Genomic DNA, 15,084 nt, shown 5'->3' with positions numbered 1-15,084 from the left:
TCAAAAATTCATAAACTAGAAGGTGCAACAATGTTAAGTAGTTTTATTCATTCAGTATTAACGTTTTTTGAAGGATTAGGTTATTGGGGCATTATGCTTGGACTTATGATTGAAATTATCCCAAGTGAAATTGTCCTTGCTTATGCAGGATACTTAGTATTCAATGGAAGTATCTCATTTATAGGCGCTGTTGTATTCGGTACAATTGGCGGTGTTATTGCCCAAATCTTTATTTATTGGCTTGGACGATACGGCGGACGCCCTATATTAGAACGTTACGGAAAATATATTTTCATACATAAAAAACAAATAGATGCTGCAGAAGATTGGTTTAATCGTTACGGAACTGGCGTCATTTTTACAGCACGCTTCATTCCAGTAGTGCGTCATGCAATTTCAATTCCTGCTGGTATTACAAAAATGCCATTACTACGTTTCACTACATTAACAGCACTTGCGATTATCCCTTGGTCTATTATTTTCATTTATTTAGGTGAAAAACTAGGTGAAAATTGGGAGAATATAAATGATATTGCTGGTCCGTATGTGAAATCATTCGCAATTGGTGGCGTCGTACTTATACTTTTATACTTCGTTATAAAAAAATGGACAAAAAAGCGTAAAAATCTCGCTTAAGAATATAATAAAAACCGCTATAAATTCATTCGGAATTATAGCGGTTTTTTATTTATATATGAATTAATCTTCAGGAATTATATAACATCTTTCCATCTACATTTACATGGATAAGCAACCATTTAATCATTTCTTTCGTATATTATCTCAAAAAGGAGTGGTTCCCCTATGCATTGGCAGCAAAAAATACCGTACTTAATCGGACGCCCTATCGGCATTTCCTTCATAACTGGACAAGGAACTTCTGGTGTATTATGTTCAGCGCATGATGGTCAATTATATGTGTATGAATACCTTTATCAAGCTCAGTTTGCAATGAAACATTATGATTATAGACAGATTCAAGATATACATGCATTCCCAAATTGTCCTCACCAAAATCCTCTATACTAAAAAAATCGGAACGGCTCATAGCCATTCCGATTTCTATACTTTATTTCTCAGAATAAAATTTCTGCACTGCTTCATCAAAATAAATCCAACCTTTCCAGCCCAAATGAATCGTATCTTTTAAGAAATACTTATCATATTCATGACCAGAGAAATCAATTACTGGATATCCTGCTTTCTCAACCTGTTCTCGAACTTTTTTATAATACACTTCACGGCGTTCTTTCGGGAAGCCAGTATAATCATACCAAGGCCCATTTACAGGTACAGAAATAAAGAGTGGTTTGACATTTTTCTCTTTAAATAACTCTAAAATAATTTGTAAATCACCGTATTCTGGTGATTCATCATATGTTTCATTTGCTCTAAAGTTTTTTAAACCTTTTAGTTTTTTCTTCAGATTATTCTTATGATAATACGGATTTTCAATTCCGAATGTATTTGTAGTAGATTCAGCTTTCCCTTCTTGTTCTGCGTGTTTACGTGCGTCTTCCCAAGAAATTGAACGAAGTCCGATATTTGTTTTCTCTTTCATCGGTTCGATTTTAAATAAAGAGTTAAATAAATCTCTATGATCTAAAATATTTCGATGCATATAAGCAAGTGGTTTAACTAACCCTGCTTTTATGTTATGTTTCGAATCATTATATACAATACCTTCTAATGAATTTTTTAATATATCATCTTCTTGAACAACTTTATAATCTAATAGCCGTTTCGCGATTTGCTTCTTCATTTCTGGATTTATCTCATCATTAAAAATAAAATGATATGCTTGTTGTTTGGAGAAATTATTAGTGAAATCCCCTTGTGATACACCAGTCTTTGTAAACCATTGTGGTGAAAGAACAAAGACTACTTTTTTACCTTCTAATTCATCCATAGTAGATGTCATATTTAAAATATGAGCTAAACTTTGTGTACCACCAGTTCCAATTAAAAACGGTGTAAAACCAGCTGGGTTTACTTTGAAATAATTAGACGGATGATATGCATCCATTCGTAAAAATTCTGATGAACCGTACATCGGTAAATACTGTGAATTCTCTAACATTTTTTGCTGTAAGAAAACACTTTGTAATTTCTCTTTTTGTAAAGAAGTTGCCGCATCTTCTACCTTCTTATCACTAATAAGCGATACTAAACTTTTCGATGGGATTAGAATGATAATGAAAAAAAGCACACACGCTAAAATTATAGGACCAAAAGCATGCTTCATTTTCATCTTCTGTCCCTCTTTCTATCGTTATTAAATTGTAACCCTTGTTTTTGACACGTCATCTTTTCTCTCCTTTTTCTCTATACATGTTCCATTCTATTTATCTATTATATACATGTATGTATTTCCTTACTTGGTCTATTAAGTCCTATATAAATAGCACAAGAAAATATTTCCATAGAAACACGTTAATTATACAAGATTCTACATAAATTTCACACTGGAATTTCATTAATAATTTTATTTTTTAACAATAAAAAAACATATGAAATGTCTAGAATTCTTCGGATGATGTATGAAGTTCAAAATATGATAATAAACGCCCGCTATGATTAACTTCATGAGTATATATAAACCCGAGCTTTCGTAAAAGTTTTTTCGAGCTCTCATTTGCTACTTTAACTCTAGCAATTATTCTTGTTACATTCAAAGTCTCTATTGCATATTTAATGGAAGCCTCTGCTGCTTCTAATGCATACCCATTCCTCCAATGTTCTGGGTCAAGGAGATACATAATTTCTATTTCACCTGTTTCCTCTACCGTTCTTAAACCACAATGTCCTAAAAGCTTTCCTGTTTTACTATTAAATAACAACCATACCCCGAAGTCATACTGTTCCCAATGTAAGATAAGTTGCCCAATATAATCATTTGTTTCTTCCTTCGACATTCCTCTTGATTTAGCCAACCATTTGCCAACAGTATCTTTTTTTAATATGTTATAAAACTGATTAATATCTTCTACAATTGGTTTCCTCATAAATAATCTTTTTGTATAAATTACTTTCTCTTCTTCAAACATAGACATCATTTCCCCTCCAAATACTGTTTACAGACTAATAAATTATACCATGAACTATTTTTCTAACTTTAAATGAGAAAAACAGACTATCACATACATGAAGTCTGTTTCTCCATCACTTTATTTTTGTACATCTGCCCATTTTAAACTTGTAGCTGGACCAAATTGATGTACATATAAATCTTTCACATAGGGTTTTTGTAAGTAAGATAATCCGCGCTGGAATACTGGAGCAATTACCGCATCATCCAGTAGCATTTTTTCAGCATCTTGCATTGCTTTCCAGCGAGCCTTTTCATCATTACCTAATTCTGTTTTAATCTTCTTAATTAACGCATCATATTCTGGGTTTGCATATTCTGTATTATTGACGCTACTTCCAGAAAGGAATACTTCTAAGTAAGTCATTGGATCTGGATAATCTGGTAACCAGCGTGATAACGACATTTCATATTCTTTCTTCTTCTCAAGTGCTAATTTTTGCGTATGTGGTTGTAATTTCACATTCACTTTTAATCCTGGTAAGTTTTTCTCAAGCTGCTCTTTAATGTACTCTCCAACTTTTTTAAAGTTTTCCAAGTCATAATTTAATAGTTCTAACGTCACTTCATTTGTACCTGTCTCTTGTTTTGCTTTCTCCCAATATTCCTTCGCCTGTTTTACATTTGTCTTATTAAACTCACCAGCCGTACTTCTAAAATCTTTCTTATCTGGGCCCTTTAAAAATCCTTTTGGTACGTAATAGTTTGCTGCAACCGATCCATCATTTAAAAATGAATCTGCGAGTCCCTTCTTATCAAAAACTGTACTTAGCGCAAGACGTGCATTTTTATTTTTAAGAATCGGTACATTTTCATTAAATCGGAAGAAGTACATAACTGGATCTGTATATTGTTTTAACTCTTTATTATTTTTATATTTATCTACGAATTCTGTAGAAATAACAGCTCTATCAACTTTATCTGTTTCATATAAATTTACCGCAGTTGAAATTTCTTTTACAATTTGATAGTTTACTTCATCTAACTTCACTTCTTTTTTATCCCAATACTTATCGTTTTTCTTCATTGTAAAGCTAGCTTCATGCTTCCACTCTGATAATGTAAACGGTCCATTATATACCGCTTTATTTGCTTCTAATCCATATTTATCACCTTGCTCTTTCGCATATTTTTCGTTAATTGGATAGAAGGATGGTAAAATTAATAATTTCGTAAAATACGGTACAGGATGTTCTAGCTCTACGACGAATGTTTTATCATCCTTCGCTTTTACTCCTAATTCATCTAGACCTAGTTGTTTTTTATTTATTTTCTCAGCATTTTTTACATCGTACGCAATGTATGCATATTGAGAAGCAGTATCTGGATTTACCAATTGCTTCCAAGCGTATACGTAATCATGAGCGGTTACTGGCTCTCCGTTAGACCATTTCGCATCACGTAATTGGAATGTATATGTTTTTCCATCTTTACTCACTTCATATTTTTGTGCGCCGGCTTCAATTACTTCATCATTTTTCGATAGACGAAATAGTCCTTCCATTACGTTATTCAAAACGTTAAACGAGACTGCATCTGTTACTTTCCCTGAATTTAACGACGGAATTTCACCTGTTTCTAGTAACTGTAATACTTTCTTCTCATCTTTCGGCTTTGTTGCAGTTTTTTCTTTTGCGCAACCAACTAAAAATGAAGAAACTAATAGAGTACTAACTAATGAGTAACGAACAACTTTTTTCATTTAAAAACCCCCTTCTATTTTTAAGGTAAGTAACGACGAGCACCAGCGTATTCTTCTATATATCCTGGTGTATTTAGTGGTATAATCTCTACCGACCTTTCAGCTCTTGGTGAGTGAATCATATTGCCATCACCAATATACATTGCAACGTGATGGACACTACCTTTCCCTTGATCATGTGCAAAGAAAATTAAATCTCCTTTTTGTAGATTTTCTTTATCAACTGCAACCCCTGCTCTTGATTGCGGTCCAGAATCTCGCGGAATTGTAATGCCGTGCGATTTATAGATCGTATGTGTGAAGCCAGAGCAATCAAATCCAAAACCACTTGTACCAGCCCATATATACGGTAAGCCTAAAAACATTTTCCCTGTGTTAATTAAATCATCGGCCGCCGGAGTTGGAATATCAGTTTGAGATCGGTAAACTGTTCCATCATTTTTTCGTAGCCATGCTTTCTGACCATTTGGCAACAATACACGGTATGAAATTGTGTCTTCACTTAATAGCGGCAGTCTTGTATTATAACTGACTTCAAGTGATTTATGTTTTTCAGAAGGATTTATATATAAAATCGCTGTTGGTTTGGTTATTAAGACAAAAGGTTCATTTGTTTTATCTGCAAATTCTTGATTATATGTTAATTGTTTTTCAGGCATCCAGCCCGGATAACCTTCTTCATTTCGTGGTGTTGGCTGTCCATGCACTAATACCTTCACCCATTCGCCTTTCTTATCAATAACAGTTACTTCTTGACCGAGTAAAGCTTGTGTTTCTAATTTATTTGCATTTGTTAACCATAGTTTCTCGTCAAGTGTCATTGATTTCGTCCATTTCCATAGATCCACTGGATTTGTTGCACTCGGTGTATCGATTGGTCTTAATGAATCAGGTGCTGTCCATAACGTTGCAGCAGATACATCTATAAATGCTTTATTATCCTTCTTTTCTTCAGCATTTGCCGATGTAAACGATGAAAATATAAATAAAGTTGTTAAAAATGCAGTTCCTACTTTTTTCATATATATCCCCCTTAAAAGATAGTTTACTTGTCTCTTCTCCTAAGATTTACTATTCACTGTCGATTGAAGTTTTACCTTTGATCCAGAATAAGTCATTCCTTCTGGCTCTTCCATTAACCAAAGCGGTGCATCAAGATCAAAATAATGAATATTAGGATGCGCTGCCGCTAAATGCGCAACAGCACTAACGGAAAGTGAAGACTCCATCATGCTGCCCACCATACACTTCACACCAGCTGTTTCTGCGATATCAGCAATACGCCATGCTTCACGTATGCCACCACATTTCATTAATTTAATATTAATGAAGTCTGCATATCTTCCTTGAACGAGCTTTAATGCGTCACTTGCTGAAAATATACTTTCATCGGCCATAATTGGCGTTTGCACACGATCTTTGACGTACTTTAACCCATCCCAATCTTTCGCGTGTACTGGTTGTTCAATAAATTCTATATTTAAATTACGATTTTCCATCTCTTGAATGATAGAGACCGCTTCTTTTGGACTCCAACCTTGATTCGCATCTAAACGTAATGTCGTATTTCTTGGTACCACATTTCGAATTGCCTCAATACGTTCCAAATCTAAATGCGCCTCTTTACCCACTTTAATCTTTAATGTTTGAAATCCTTTTTCTATATGTTTCTTCGCTTCTTTTGCCATTAATACAGGCTCATCCACACTCACTGTAATATCGGTATGAATTTCTTTCTTCCCGCCTAACAATGCATATAACGGCACATTTTGATATTGGCAATATACATCATATAAAGCGATATCTACCGCTGCTTTTGCACTTGAATTTCCAATACAACTCATTTGAATGCGCTGTAGTAACTGCTGAAATTGAATGATATTTTGACCAATTAAACATGAACGCATCGGCCCTAAAATCGCTTCTTCCATTCCGCTGGTGAAATCCCCCGTAATAACTGGCGTTGCGGCTGCAGCCCCCTTACCAATCACTCCTTCGTCTGTATGAATATAAACATCTATACTTTCAATTTCGGTTACAGTACGAAGCGCGGTTTTAAACGGTGTATGCAGTTTTACACGTCTACGATTTACTTTTACATCTGTAATTTTCATTTTGTTCATCCTTTCGTTCTCCAATGAAGTGAAATTTTAATCCACCGGAGATTTATACCCACGGATTATTAGGTAAACCCATTGGGCATTTACTCTCCTATCTCTCTACTTTATTTTCGTTTGCTTTTGATGTAGGACGATAATGTGAAATAAAAAAATCCAGCCATAAGAATGATTCTTACGGCTGGATTTTGTCTATGATTGAGTAGACAAAGCAGCAATCTGATTATATTTTTTCTGTGCATCTTTTAGCGCTACAAGTAACGCTTTTTGAGAAGAACCGAAATATCGGTTCTTTAGTTCCATTACTAACGCCGGGTCATTTATATTTTTATGTAGAAATAAATATTTAACAAATTGAGATGTTAATGCAATTGTCGCTGAGCAGTCTGCATCTACAATTTCCCCTGTATCCTTCACAAGTATAAATGCTACGAAATAGCTTTTAAACTTTTCAGTAATGGGATTATTTTGAGGTGCTTTCGCATCCCCTACGATATAAATTGTATTTGAAGCGTACACAGCTATCTTCCTTTCTTATACGAGGATAACGGGTTTCTTAATAGTCGTATGAGCGAGGAACTCAACGTGGATTAAAAAATGTATCCGCTTACCTTGTATTATAATATAATTGACAGAATTTTAACAACATTTATTTTAGTGCATATTCCATATTTATGAAAACAGCTTAAACTCTTCATTTTTACAATATGTGATTGTTCCTTGTACCATGACATTCATACATAAAAAACTGCACCTCCAATTGTTAGACGCTGCCTAACAATTGGAGGTGCAGTTCAATGGCTAACTGTTTTTTATTACTTTGGCATCACAAATATAGTTTCATTTGACTTAGAAAATTGATACTCTTTTCTCGCTAACTTCAAAATTTCTTCCTCATCGTCTGTTAAATTTTCTATGTTAGTCTTTAAAGAATCTTTATCTTTCTTTAAAGATACTAATTGCTTCTTTTGATCCGTAATCGTATCTTTCTTTTTATCAATTACTTCTTGTTGTTTCGTTAAAATATATTGAACGTACAGAGTAGTTGTCGCAATAAAAAGGACCATTAAAATAAGTCGCCTTAACTTCTTTTTATTTACCCTACGCTTGTCACTAGGTTGTGATAATTGCTCTGGTATATTAGGAACATTTACTCGTTTGAGTTTCCTCATTCAAATCCCCCTAACCCATATTTTTCACTACCATCGGCACGTTTTCTTACTAAATTAATTCTATTCTTATAAAATAAACTCCTTCACAAAAATATCCCATAAATTAACCAATTAAAGATAGCATTCGACGACATTTCCATATTTACACCGTTTTTTTTTATACATGCTGCTATAAAATAGTAGTTTCTGTAATTCTTTTTCTACTATTGTAGAAGAGTTTTTTCACACACAAAATTCCTTCCCCACATATCCATGTTATAACATGCTTACAAGGAGGGGGAATATGCATTACCGTACATTAGGTAAAACTGGAATAACTGTTTCTGAAATAGGTTTTGGCGCATGGGCAATCGGTGGGGATGAATGGGGACCTGTTAACGATAAACAATCTATAACCGCTATAAAAAAAGCAATTGAGTGTGGTGTGAATTTTATTGATACTGCGGATGTGTATGGTTTAGGACATAGTGAAAAGTTGGTGGCTACCGCGATTAAAGGACATCGTAATGATATTATCCTATCAACGAAAGGTGGTTTAATCGGACATCACTACGACCCTAATGGAGTTCCTGTATATGATACTCCCGAAAAAATCATCGCCGTATTCGAAACAAGTTTACAACGTCTTCAAACAGATTATATTGATCTTTATTTTTGTCATATTTGGTGGCATAATCGTAGGGAAACAGAAGCATTTCTACGTGCATTTGACATATTAAAACGTGATGGCAAAGTAAGAGCAGTCGGTGTTTCGACTCATGATTTACAATACATTCATCATTTCAATAACAACAACGAAATTGATATCGTACAGCTTGATTACAATATATTAAATCGAAAACCAGAAAAAGATATATTACCATTTTTACAAGAGAAAAATTTAGGAGCTGTTATTCGTGGTCCATTAAAAATGGGCATTTTAACTGGAAAATTCACAAATAAAACAATTTTTCCGGATGGAGATTTACGCAAAGATTGGCCAAATGAAACTTGGTTTCAAGAAGACTTACAAACTATAGAGAAACTTCGGTTGCTCTCAAATAAAAATCAGACCTTAGGGCAACTTGCACTTCGCTATGTACTCTCTCATCCGGCAGTAAGTGTTGTAATTCCTGGTGCCAAAACAGGAATACAAGCACAAGAAAATGCAAATGCATCTGTTCGCCCTATGTTGAGTGATGAAGAGCTTAACTATATCCATTCAATATAAAAAGCCCAATCCGGGCTTTTTAATTTGGGAAACTAATATCATACTCCATTCGCTTCGCTGTGTCCTCCGCAACATGCACACCTAACAAGTTTTTCACAATATGAAATGCCATATTAATTCCAGCTGAAATTCCAGCAGATGTTATAATATGTCCTTCATCTACAAACTTTACATTTTCTATAACTTCAACATTTTGAAACTCATTTTTAAACTTTTCAATACTAGCCCAATGTGTTGTTGCTTTTAAACCTTCTAGTAAACCTGCTTTCGCCAGTAATAGCGCTCCTGTACAAACTGAAGTCATCAGCTTTACTTCTTTCATTTGTTGGCGAATCCATTTTATTACTATTTCATTTTTTATTTCATATTTTCTAGCACCTAGCCCGCCCGGAATTATTAAAATATCCACTGGTGGTAAATTTTCAATACTATAATCTGACTGTACCTTCAATCCATTCCTTGCTGTAATCATTTCCCCATTCTCGCTAACTGTATAAACAGTAAAGGGTTTTTCTCCATTCACCTCAGTTACAGAAAAAACTTCAAATGGCCCTGCAAAGTCTAACACTTCTACTTCATTAAATAAAAATATACCAACACTCCATTTATTCATCATAAGTTCACTTCCTGTTTCAAATGATGTAAAAGGTGATCATATCCTTTTTCTAATGCAATATCATACGCTGTTTTCCCATCACTTTTCTTAATCATCTTATTAGCTCCATTTTTAAGGAGCAACATAATTATTTCCTCATTTCCCAATAATGCTGCTTCGTGGAGTCCTGTCCAGCCACCACTTTGCATAATATTTACATCTGATCCTTTTTCAATTAAGAAAGCGACAAGTTCACTTTGCTTGTTCGCAATTGCCGCTTGCAAAGGCGTATTTTCATTTTCGTTTTTCGCTCTACTATGTATATCTGCACCGCTTTCTAAAAGAAAACTCGCTATTTCTTTCTGTCCAAAATAAGCTGCTAAATGAAGTGGTGTCCAGCCATCTTCACTACATTCGTTAACAATACTTGGACTCGCCTTTATAAACTTTACTACTTTTTCCTTATTACCACTTATCACAGCTTGTGCTATTGATTGTAAATACTCCATAATAATCTCCCATCCTTCAAAATATTTAAGCATCTACTTCTACATGTTCTATTCATTATTACATTTTCCTTTTAAAATCTTAAGTTTACATAACAATATTATATACCACTTTTTTTGTGCTTAATGCTGAATAGCAATAATGTTAAAAATACTGCCTTTAAACAATGAAGACCATGATTTCATTAGAGTTACTGAAAAAGCAAGCAAAAAACTATACACATAGTTTTCATCATATTTGTTCAGTTGCATGAAATAAAACAGGTAATGTCTATTACTGCTATTCATGCTTTCGACGCATCAAATAATATTATTCCAATAAAAAAACAATCCCTTTTTAGAATGGATTGTTTTTTTATTTCTTTTTTATACTGTTTATTTTATTTTTGTATTTTCGATGATGAAATAATTACATTTACAAAAATGAAACACTACTATCTTAGCCCCTCTTATAGTGAGTTTTTCGTTTGAAAACAAAAATACACTTTCACCTTACGATTGAAAAAACATATGTAAAAGTCTCTAAAACAGCTGCCTTATCATACTAATCTATAGCAATTCTGTCTTCTTCCCTTACCTGTTTCCTTTAACACATACGATTTTAAAACTAGCGCCGTTAATGAATCTGTTAATGTTTTATATGATAAATTTGATAATGCCAATAGATCGTTCGTATATAACATTCTATGCTTCTCTAATAATAATAGTACTAATCGTTCAGACGGTTTTAATGCCTCGTCACTTTCTAGTATAAAGTCTATATTTTTCATTTCTCTAATTATTACTCCTTATATAAAAAAATACTTTAGACACTTATTTAATATGAAAATAATACATAACAAAATTATAGATATATTAAAATAGCGCCCTCTAAAAACACTATTATACTATAACATAGAAATAGTGTTTCCCCAAATAGGAAATACTTTTTATATCGCTTATAAGATTCTTGCAAACCTACATAATATTTTGTACCATTAGCCGCCAAGTTTTCTTCTAATTTCGCTGGTCATCCCGATGTATTTGTAATCAATGAAGTTCTTCTAAATTTATAAACAAATAAAAAAACGGTTCGTCTATCATGCCCTAAACATGAATGACAACCGTTTTCCAGCTTCTTCTTAATTAACAACATGTTCTATCTTAAATATTTCTTGCAATATGCGGCTTACTGTAATGACTTGTTCCACCGCCACCTACTACTACTTTACCGCCTTTTTCGAAAATTAATAATTTACTTGAACCATCTGCAAGAAGCACTATTACTTCAGCATTATTACTTGTTGCAACATAAATTACATAACCACTCTTTGATATACAAGTTTCCCAATTCGAATCAAATTCTGATCTTACTACACGATTTGAATACACTTGATTTTCAATTCTATCTTGTTCTACGTTTTCCAAATTGATTCCTCCCACTTCACTAAAATAGCATTTATAGGAAAATAACAGCCCTATATAAAATAGTAGCTGACTTTAACATAAATAGTATATGTAATTAATAGGAAAATGCTTGGACAACGAAAACGAAATAAACTTACTAGCCTTTTTGCTTCTTTCGTACTGTAATCAAAAATTGGACTTACTAAATCAATTGTCATGTGGTTATGAAAAAGTTTTAAACCGGTTAATGTTGCTAATTCTTGCCCCACTGTCATTTTTCCAACTGCTTGTGGGCCAAATATTAATATAAGTTTCATTTATTTCCCTCCAATCTTTCTCTATAAACCATTACATAAAATAAAAAATAAGACAGCCGATTTTAAAACGATTGCCTTATTTTTTATTCATAGTTTTAGTTCTATTCTTTTCGCACAGCTTCAAAAGTAATCATTTGATTTGCGTTTGACGGTTCTTTTTCATAAACATATTCAGCAGAGCAAGTAATGTTAGAGAAACCTAAACTTTCTAAAAGGAGTTTAAACTCTACTATTCCATACCAGCGCAGCGCAAAACGTTGTAACTCTGTTTGTACGAGCTGTCCTTTACTCCACTTTTCATATTTCAAATATGATACAGTAACTTGGTTCAGCCAATCTATTTCAATTGATTTATTTTCTAATGTGATTCCGTCTCCACTCGGCAAAGAGAAAGTCGATGTATGAATTTCTCCAGTCTTCCAGTCATGCGGAAGCATAATATCTACGATTAATTGTCCATCTGGATTAAGATGTTCATAAAAACATTTCAATGCATTTATAGAATCCATACGATTTTCAATTAAACAAAAAGATCCAGTAGGAATGATAATTGCGTCATATTTATGCGGAAGTGAAAATTGTTGCAAGCTTCCTTCATACAAATTAGGATGTAAGCCTCTCTCTTTACAGCGCTTACGGCAAGAATCTAGCATTTCAGGTGAATAATCTATCCCATCCACTTTAAAACCAGCCTCTAGAAGCGGAATGATGACACGCCCTGAACCTACTGCAGCTTCGAGGATTCTTCCTCTACAACCTTTTAAAAGTTCTTTGTAATACTCAATATCACCATTTAAAGAATAACCGACTGGTTTTGTGTAATCATACAGTTCCGTACAAAGTGTACTATAAAAGCTAAACATTTATTTTCTCCTCCGTTTTTACGTACGGAAGATTTCAATTCAACTAATCTTCCTGTACCTCTAATTTTAATGAGATTTCGAAAGAGCTGACTATCATAATATATCACTCACTTTCCATAGAATATAATGATATTGTATTACATAACCTTCCAATTTGAAATATAAAAATTAAAAATTCAGACTACATTCTAAAGAGCTTACTTTAGTAAGCTCTTTAGAAAAAATATTTATTTCACAATCGGCAATGTCACTTCACTTAATTTCACTGTAAGTTTCGTGCCAGCTTTCGGTCTAATTGTATAATCATAATCACTTGCAATTAAAACAACTCCGATTTGATGCCCCGCTTTAAATACATAATCATCTGGCTGCATGTCCCATGTAAATGTATAATCTTTGCCCGGTTGAATCGCTGTTGAATTTTCTATACTCTTTAAGTTTTGTGGATCCATCCAACCTCTCGTTACGATTTCCGGCTTCGCTCCTCCATAGTCAACAAGTAATGCTGTTAAATTTGATACAGATCGATCAATATTTCCTGTAATTGAAATCTTTGGTGTACCACTTATACGCGTATCTTTTTGCAGTACAGGCATTGTATATACTAATCGATTTGCTACTTCTAATTCTGGGTTTGCTACTAATTGGTTTGATTTCATTTGTGCATCATCTAAGAATGAGAAAACTTTATTAGCCGATCCCATACTTAATGGCAAATTGACTAATTTATTACTTAAATACATACGGATTTTTGAAGGTACAGCTGATGGATCTGGCCAATTTTTTATCTTTTGCCACGTTTTATTTTCTCTTTGCACATCAACCATTGGTTCATCCATAATTCCATTTTCAATTCCGTATAACCAATAATCTAACCATTTATTTTGTGTTTGCTGCCAGTTATTACTTGATGTCCCACCATGACCACCTTGATGTAGCCACATTTTACGAGGAACATTATTTTCTCCAAGTGCTTCCCACCATTGCGCGAACTGTTTTGTTTTAACATTCCAATCGTTTAAACCATGAACAACAAATACACTCGCTTTTACATTTTTAGCATCTTTTACATAGTTACGTTTATCCCAAAAATCATTATAATTACCTGTTTTTCTGTCTTGTCCAGTCGTTAACTCTTTTATAACTTGTCCGCAAACTTCAGGGTTTTCCCTTGTCAGTACTGCTTCTGCCATATTATCTGTATCTTCCCCTTGATATCCGCCTGGAGCAATGACTGCACCATTTGCACGATAATAATCATACCAACTACTAATTGCTGCGATTGGAATAATTGTTTTTAAACCTTCGACTCCAGTAGTCGCAACAGCATTTGGTAAAGTACCATTATAGGAAACTCCAGTCATACCTACATTTCCTGTAGACCAATTTGCCTGAACTTCCTCACCCTGTTCTGTAAATGCTTTCGCGCGACCGTTTACCCAATCAATAACAGATTTTGTCCCGAGTATCTCTTGTTCATCTCCAGTTGTAGGGCATCCATCTGATTTTCCAGTACCGATACTTTCGCCTAGAATAACTGCATAACCTCTTGGCACGTAATAGTTCCCATACGAACCAAGATTAACCGCTCCATACGGTTTTCCTTCATACGCATACAATTCTTCATCTACATTATATACAGGAACATCTTTTAATCCAGATCGATATGGACTCATTTCATAAATAACAGGAACTTTCACATTCGGATCTGTCTTTGGACGCATAACTTTTATCGATACTCTGTCTTTCTTACCGTCTCGATCACTATCAACTTCTGTCTCTACATATAAATTTTCGATAATAGCTTCATCGAGAGAATAAATCGGTTTTGTCATCCCATTTTCTAATTCAATTTTCGTACTTTTAGTCTCTTCCTTCTTCTCTGCATGCACATCCATAGTAAAGCTAGGTATAATTGTTGCAGATAGCATTGCTGACAGTGTAATTGCCATTTTCTTTTTACTCAAAATGTTCCCTCCCCTTATTCGTTCTCTTTTACTATATAACAAAATAACTGAAAATTCAGTTTTATTTTATATAAAAGTTGAGAAACTCAAAGATTTCTTATTAAGTAAAATTTAATGCAGGTATGAAAGTATTTTCCCACTTCCTCCTTCTTTATAAAGTG

The 15,084-nt window shown here is 33.8% G+C and carries 16 protein-coding genes and 1 pseudogene; 3 read left to right on the top strand and 14 right to left on the bottom strand.

All coding sequences use genetic code 11. The annotated features are described in order from the left end of the window. The first annotated feature begins 30 nt into the window (after nt 1–30). Together uptA and MR168_RS01475 are read left to right on the top strand one after the other, a co-directional pair. Nucleotides 31–636 carry an undecaprenyl phosphate transporter UptA gene (gene uptA, locus MR168_RS01480; RefSeq protein ID WP_000952913.1) on the top strand — a complete coding sequence of 202 codons (606 nt, stop codon included), beginning with the start codon at nt 31–33 and terminating at the stop codon, nt 634–636. A 168-nt stretch (nt 637–804) separates the two neighbouring features. Further along, the gene (locus MR168_RS01475; RefSeq protein WP_000558695.1) at nt 805–1,029 is read left to right on the top strand and encodes a hypothetical protein; all 225 of its coding nucleotides are present in this window, start codon (nt 805–807) and stop codon (nt 1,027–1,029) included. A 40-nt stretch (nt 1,030–1,069) separates the two neighbouring features. Here the strand turns inward: MR168_RS01475 and dltD are convergent, their stop codons facing one another. The 7 genes from dltD to MR168_RS01440 all read right to left on the bottom strand — a co-directional run bounded on the left by dltD (nt 1,070) and on the right by MR168_RS01440 (nt 8,079). Next, nucleotides 1,070–2,251 (bottom strand): D-alanyl-lipoteichoic acid biosynthesis protein DltD, encoded by a 1,182-nt coding sequence (gene dltD / locus MR168_RS01470; protein ID WP_000782297.1) that lies wholly within the window; start codon nt 2,249–2,251, stop codon nt 1,070–1,072. 268 nt (nt 2,252–2,519) lie between these two features. Beyond that, nucleotides 2,520–3,053, bottom strand: coding sequence for a GNAT family N-acetyltransferase (locus MR168_RS01465; RefSeq protein ID WP_000061618.1), 534 nt, complete (start codon nt 3,051–3,053; stop codon nt 2,520–2,522). Nucleotides 3,054–3,167: 114 nt separating this feature from the next. Continuing rightward, nucleotides 3,168–4,790, bottom strand: a complete 1,623-nt coding sequence (locus MR168_RS01460) for a peptide ABC transporter substrate-binding protein (protein ID WP_000758260.1) — start codon at nt 4,788–4,790, stop codon at nt 3,168–3,170. 20 nt (nt 4,791–4,810) lie between these two features. Then, a complete protein-coding gene (locus MR168_RS01455; RefSeq protein WP_006921880.1) occupies nt 4,811–5,812 on the bottom strand; it encodes a C40 family peptidase in 1,002 nt (333 codons plus the stop codon). A 39-nt stretch (nt 5,813–5,851) separates the two neighbouring features. Next, entirely contained in the window at nt 5,852–6,913 is a 1,062-nt protein-coding gene (locus MR168_RS01450) for a dipeptide epimerase (protein ID WP_016122681.1), read from the bottom strand. 186 nt (nt 6,914–7,099) lie between these two features. Then, the gene (locus MR168_RS01445) at nt 7,100–7,426 is read right to left on the bottom strand and encodes a DUF3870 domain-containing protein (RefSeq protein ID WP_086411668.1); all 327 of its coding nucleotides are present in this window, start codon (nt 7,424–7,426) and stop codon (nt 7,100–7,102) included. A gap of 296 nt (nt 7,427–7,722) precedes the next feature. Further along, the gene (locus MR168_RS01440) at nt 7,723–8,079 is read right to left on the bottom strand and encodes an FtsB family cell division protein (RefSeq protein WP_001228729.1); all 357 of its coding nucleotides are present in this window, start codon (nt 8,077–8,079) and stop codon (nt 7,723–7,725) included. Nucleotides 8,080–8,362: 283 nt separating this feature from the next. Between MR168_RS01440 and MR168_RS01435 the strand changes: the two genes are divergently transcribed. After that, nucleotides 8,363–9,289: an aldo/keto reductase gene (locus MR168_RS01435; protein WP_016122682.1), complete on the top strand. Its 927-nt coding sequence runs from the start codon at nt 8,363–8,365 to the stop codon at nt 9,287–9,289. 19 nt (nt 9,290–9,308) lie between these two features. Here the strand turns inward: MR168_RS01435 and MR168_RS01430 are convergent, their stop codons facing one another. The 7 genes and pseudogenes from MR168_RS01430 to MR168_RS01400 all read right to left on the bottom strand — a co-directional run bounded on the left by MR168_RS01430 (nt 9,309) and on the right by MR168_RS01400 (nt 14,923). Next, entirely contained in the window at nt 9,309–9,905 is a 597-nt protein-coding gene (locus tag MR168_RS01430; protein ID WP_000981438.1) for a DJ-1/PfpI family protein, read from the bottom strand. After that, nucleotides 9,902–10,393, bottom strand: a complete 492-nt coding sequence (locus tag MR168_RS01425; RefSeq protein ID WP_000456154.1) for an ankyrin repeat domain-containing protein — start codon at nt 10,391–10,393, stop codon at nt 9,902–9,904. Before MR168_RS01425 ends, MR168_RS01430 begins: the two co-directional genes overlap by 4 nt. 536 nt (nt 10,394–10,929) lie before the next feature. After that, nucleotides 10,930–11,160, bottom strand: a complete 231-nt coding sequence (locus MR168_RS01420) for a hypothetical protein (protein WP_000789031.1) — start codon at nt 11,158–11,160, stop codon at nt 10,930–10,932. Between the two features lie 373 nt (nt 11,161–11,533). Beyond that, nucleotides 11,534–11,797: a hypothetical protein gene (locus MR168_RS01415; RefSeq protein WP_000432429.1), complete on the bottom strand. Its 264-nt coding sequence runs from the start codon at nt 11,795–11,797 to the stop codon at nt 11,534–11,536. Between the two features lie 122 nt (nt 11,798–11,919). Beyond that, nucleotides 11,920–12,093, bottom strand: a pseudogene (locus MR168_RS01410) (DEAD/DEAH box helicase family protein); the annotation flags it as partial. A gap of 101 nt (nt 12,094–12,194) precedes the next feature. Further along, nucleotides 12,195–12,956 carry a class I SAM-dependent methyltransferase gene (locus MR168_RS01405; protein WP_016122683.1) on the bottom strand — a complete coding sequence of 254 codons (762 nt, stop codon included), beginning with the start codon at nt 12,954–12,956 and terminating at the stop codon, nt 12,195–12,197. A gap of 227 nt (nt 12,957–13,183) precedes the next feature. Beyond that, nucleotides 13,184–14,923 (bottom strand): Xaa-Pro dipeptidyl-peptidase, encoded by a 1,740-nt coding sequence (locus tag MR168_RS01400; protein ID WP_016122684.1) that lies wholly within the window; start codon nt 14,921–14,923, stop codon nt 13,184–13,186. Between the last annotated feature and the right edge of the window lie 161 nt (nt 14,924–15,084).

The organism is Bacillus cereus group sp. BfR-BA-01356 (genome assembly GCF_022663635.1).
GTDB classification, from domain to species: Bacteria; Bacillota; Bacilli; order Bacillales; family Bacillaceae_G; genus Bacillus_A; species Bacillus_A cereus.
The sequence above is the reverse complement of the archived record's forward strand: the minus strand, read 5'-3'. Positions and strand labels throughout refer to the sequence as shown.

Excerpts from the sequence above, each read along its gene's own strand:
- MR168_RS01420 (WP_000789031.1), bottom strand. The coding sequence starts at position 11,160 with ATGAAAAATATAGACTTTATACTAGAAAGTGACGAGGCATTAAAACCG.
- dltD (WP_000782297.1), bottom strand. The coding sequence starts at position 2,251 with ATGAAAATGAAGCATGCTTTTGGTCCTATAATTTTAGCGTGTGTGCTT.
- MR168_RS01465 (WP_000061618.1), bottom strand. The coding sequence starts at position 3,053 with ATGTCTATGTTTGAAGAAGAGAAAGTAATTTATACAAAAAGATTATTT.
- MR168_RS01440 (WP_001228729.1), bottom strand. The coding sequence starts at position 8,079 with ATGAGGAAACTCAAACGAGTAAATGTTCCTAATATACCAGAGCAATTA.
- MR168_RS01435 (WP_016122682.1), top strand. The coding sequence starts at position 8,363 with ATGCATTACCGTACATTAGGTAAAACTGGAATAACTGTTTCTGAAATA.
- MR168_RS01425 (WP_000456154.1), bottom strand. The coding sequence starts at position 10,393 with ATGGAGTATTTACAATCAATAGCACAAGCTGTGATAAGTGGTAATAAG.
- MR168_RS01455 (WP_006921880.1), bottom strand. The coding sequence starts at position 5,812 with ATGAAAAAAGTAGGAACTGCATTTTTAACAACTTTATTTATATTTTCA.
- MR168_RS01405 (WP_016122683.1), bottom strand. The coding sequence starts at position 12,956 with ATGTTTAGCTTTTATAGTACACTTTGTACGGAACTGTATGATTACACA.
- MR168_RS01450 (WP_016122681.1), bottom strand. The coding sequence starts at position 6,913 with ATGAACAAAATGAAAATTACAGATGTAAAAGTAAATCGTAGACGTGTA.
- MR168_RS01460 (WP_000758260.1), bottom strand. The coding sequence starts at position 4,790 with ATGAAAAAAGTTGTTCGTTACTCATTAGTTAGTACTCTATTAGTTTCT.
- uptA (WP_000952913.1), top strand. The coding sequence starts at position 31 with ATGTTAAGTAGTTTTATTCATTCAGTATTAACGTTTTTTGAAGGATTA.
- MR168_RS01475 (WP_000558695.1), top strand. The coding sequence starts at position 805 with ATGCATTGGCAGCAAAAAATACCGTACTTAATCGGACGCCCTATCGGC.
- MR168_RS01430 (WP_000981438.1), bottom strand. The coding sequence starts at position 9,905 with ATGATGAATAAATGGAGTGTTGGTATATTTTTATTTAATGAAGTAGAA.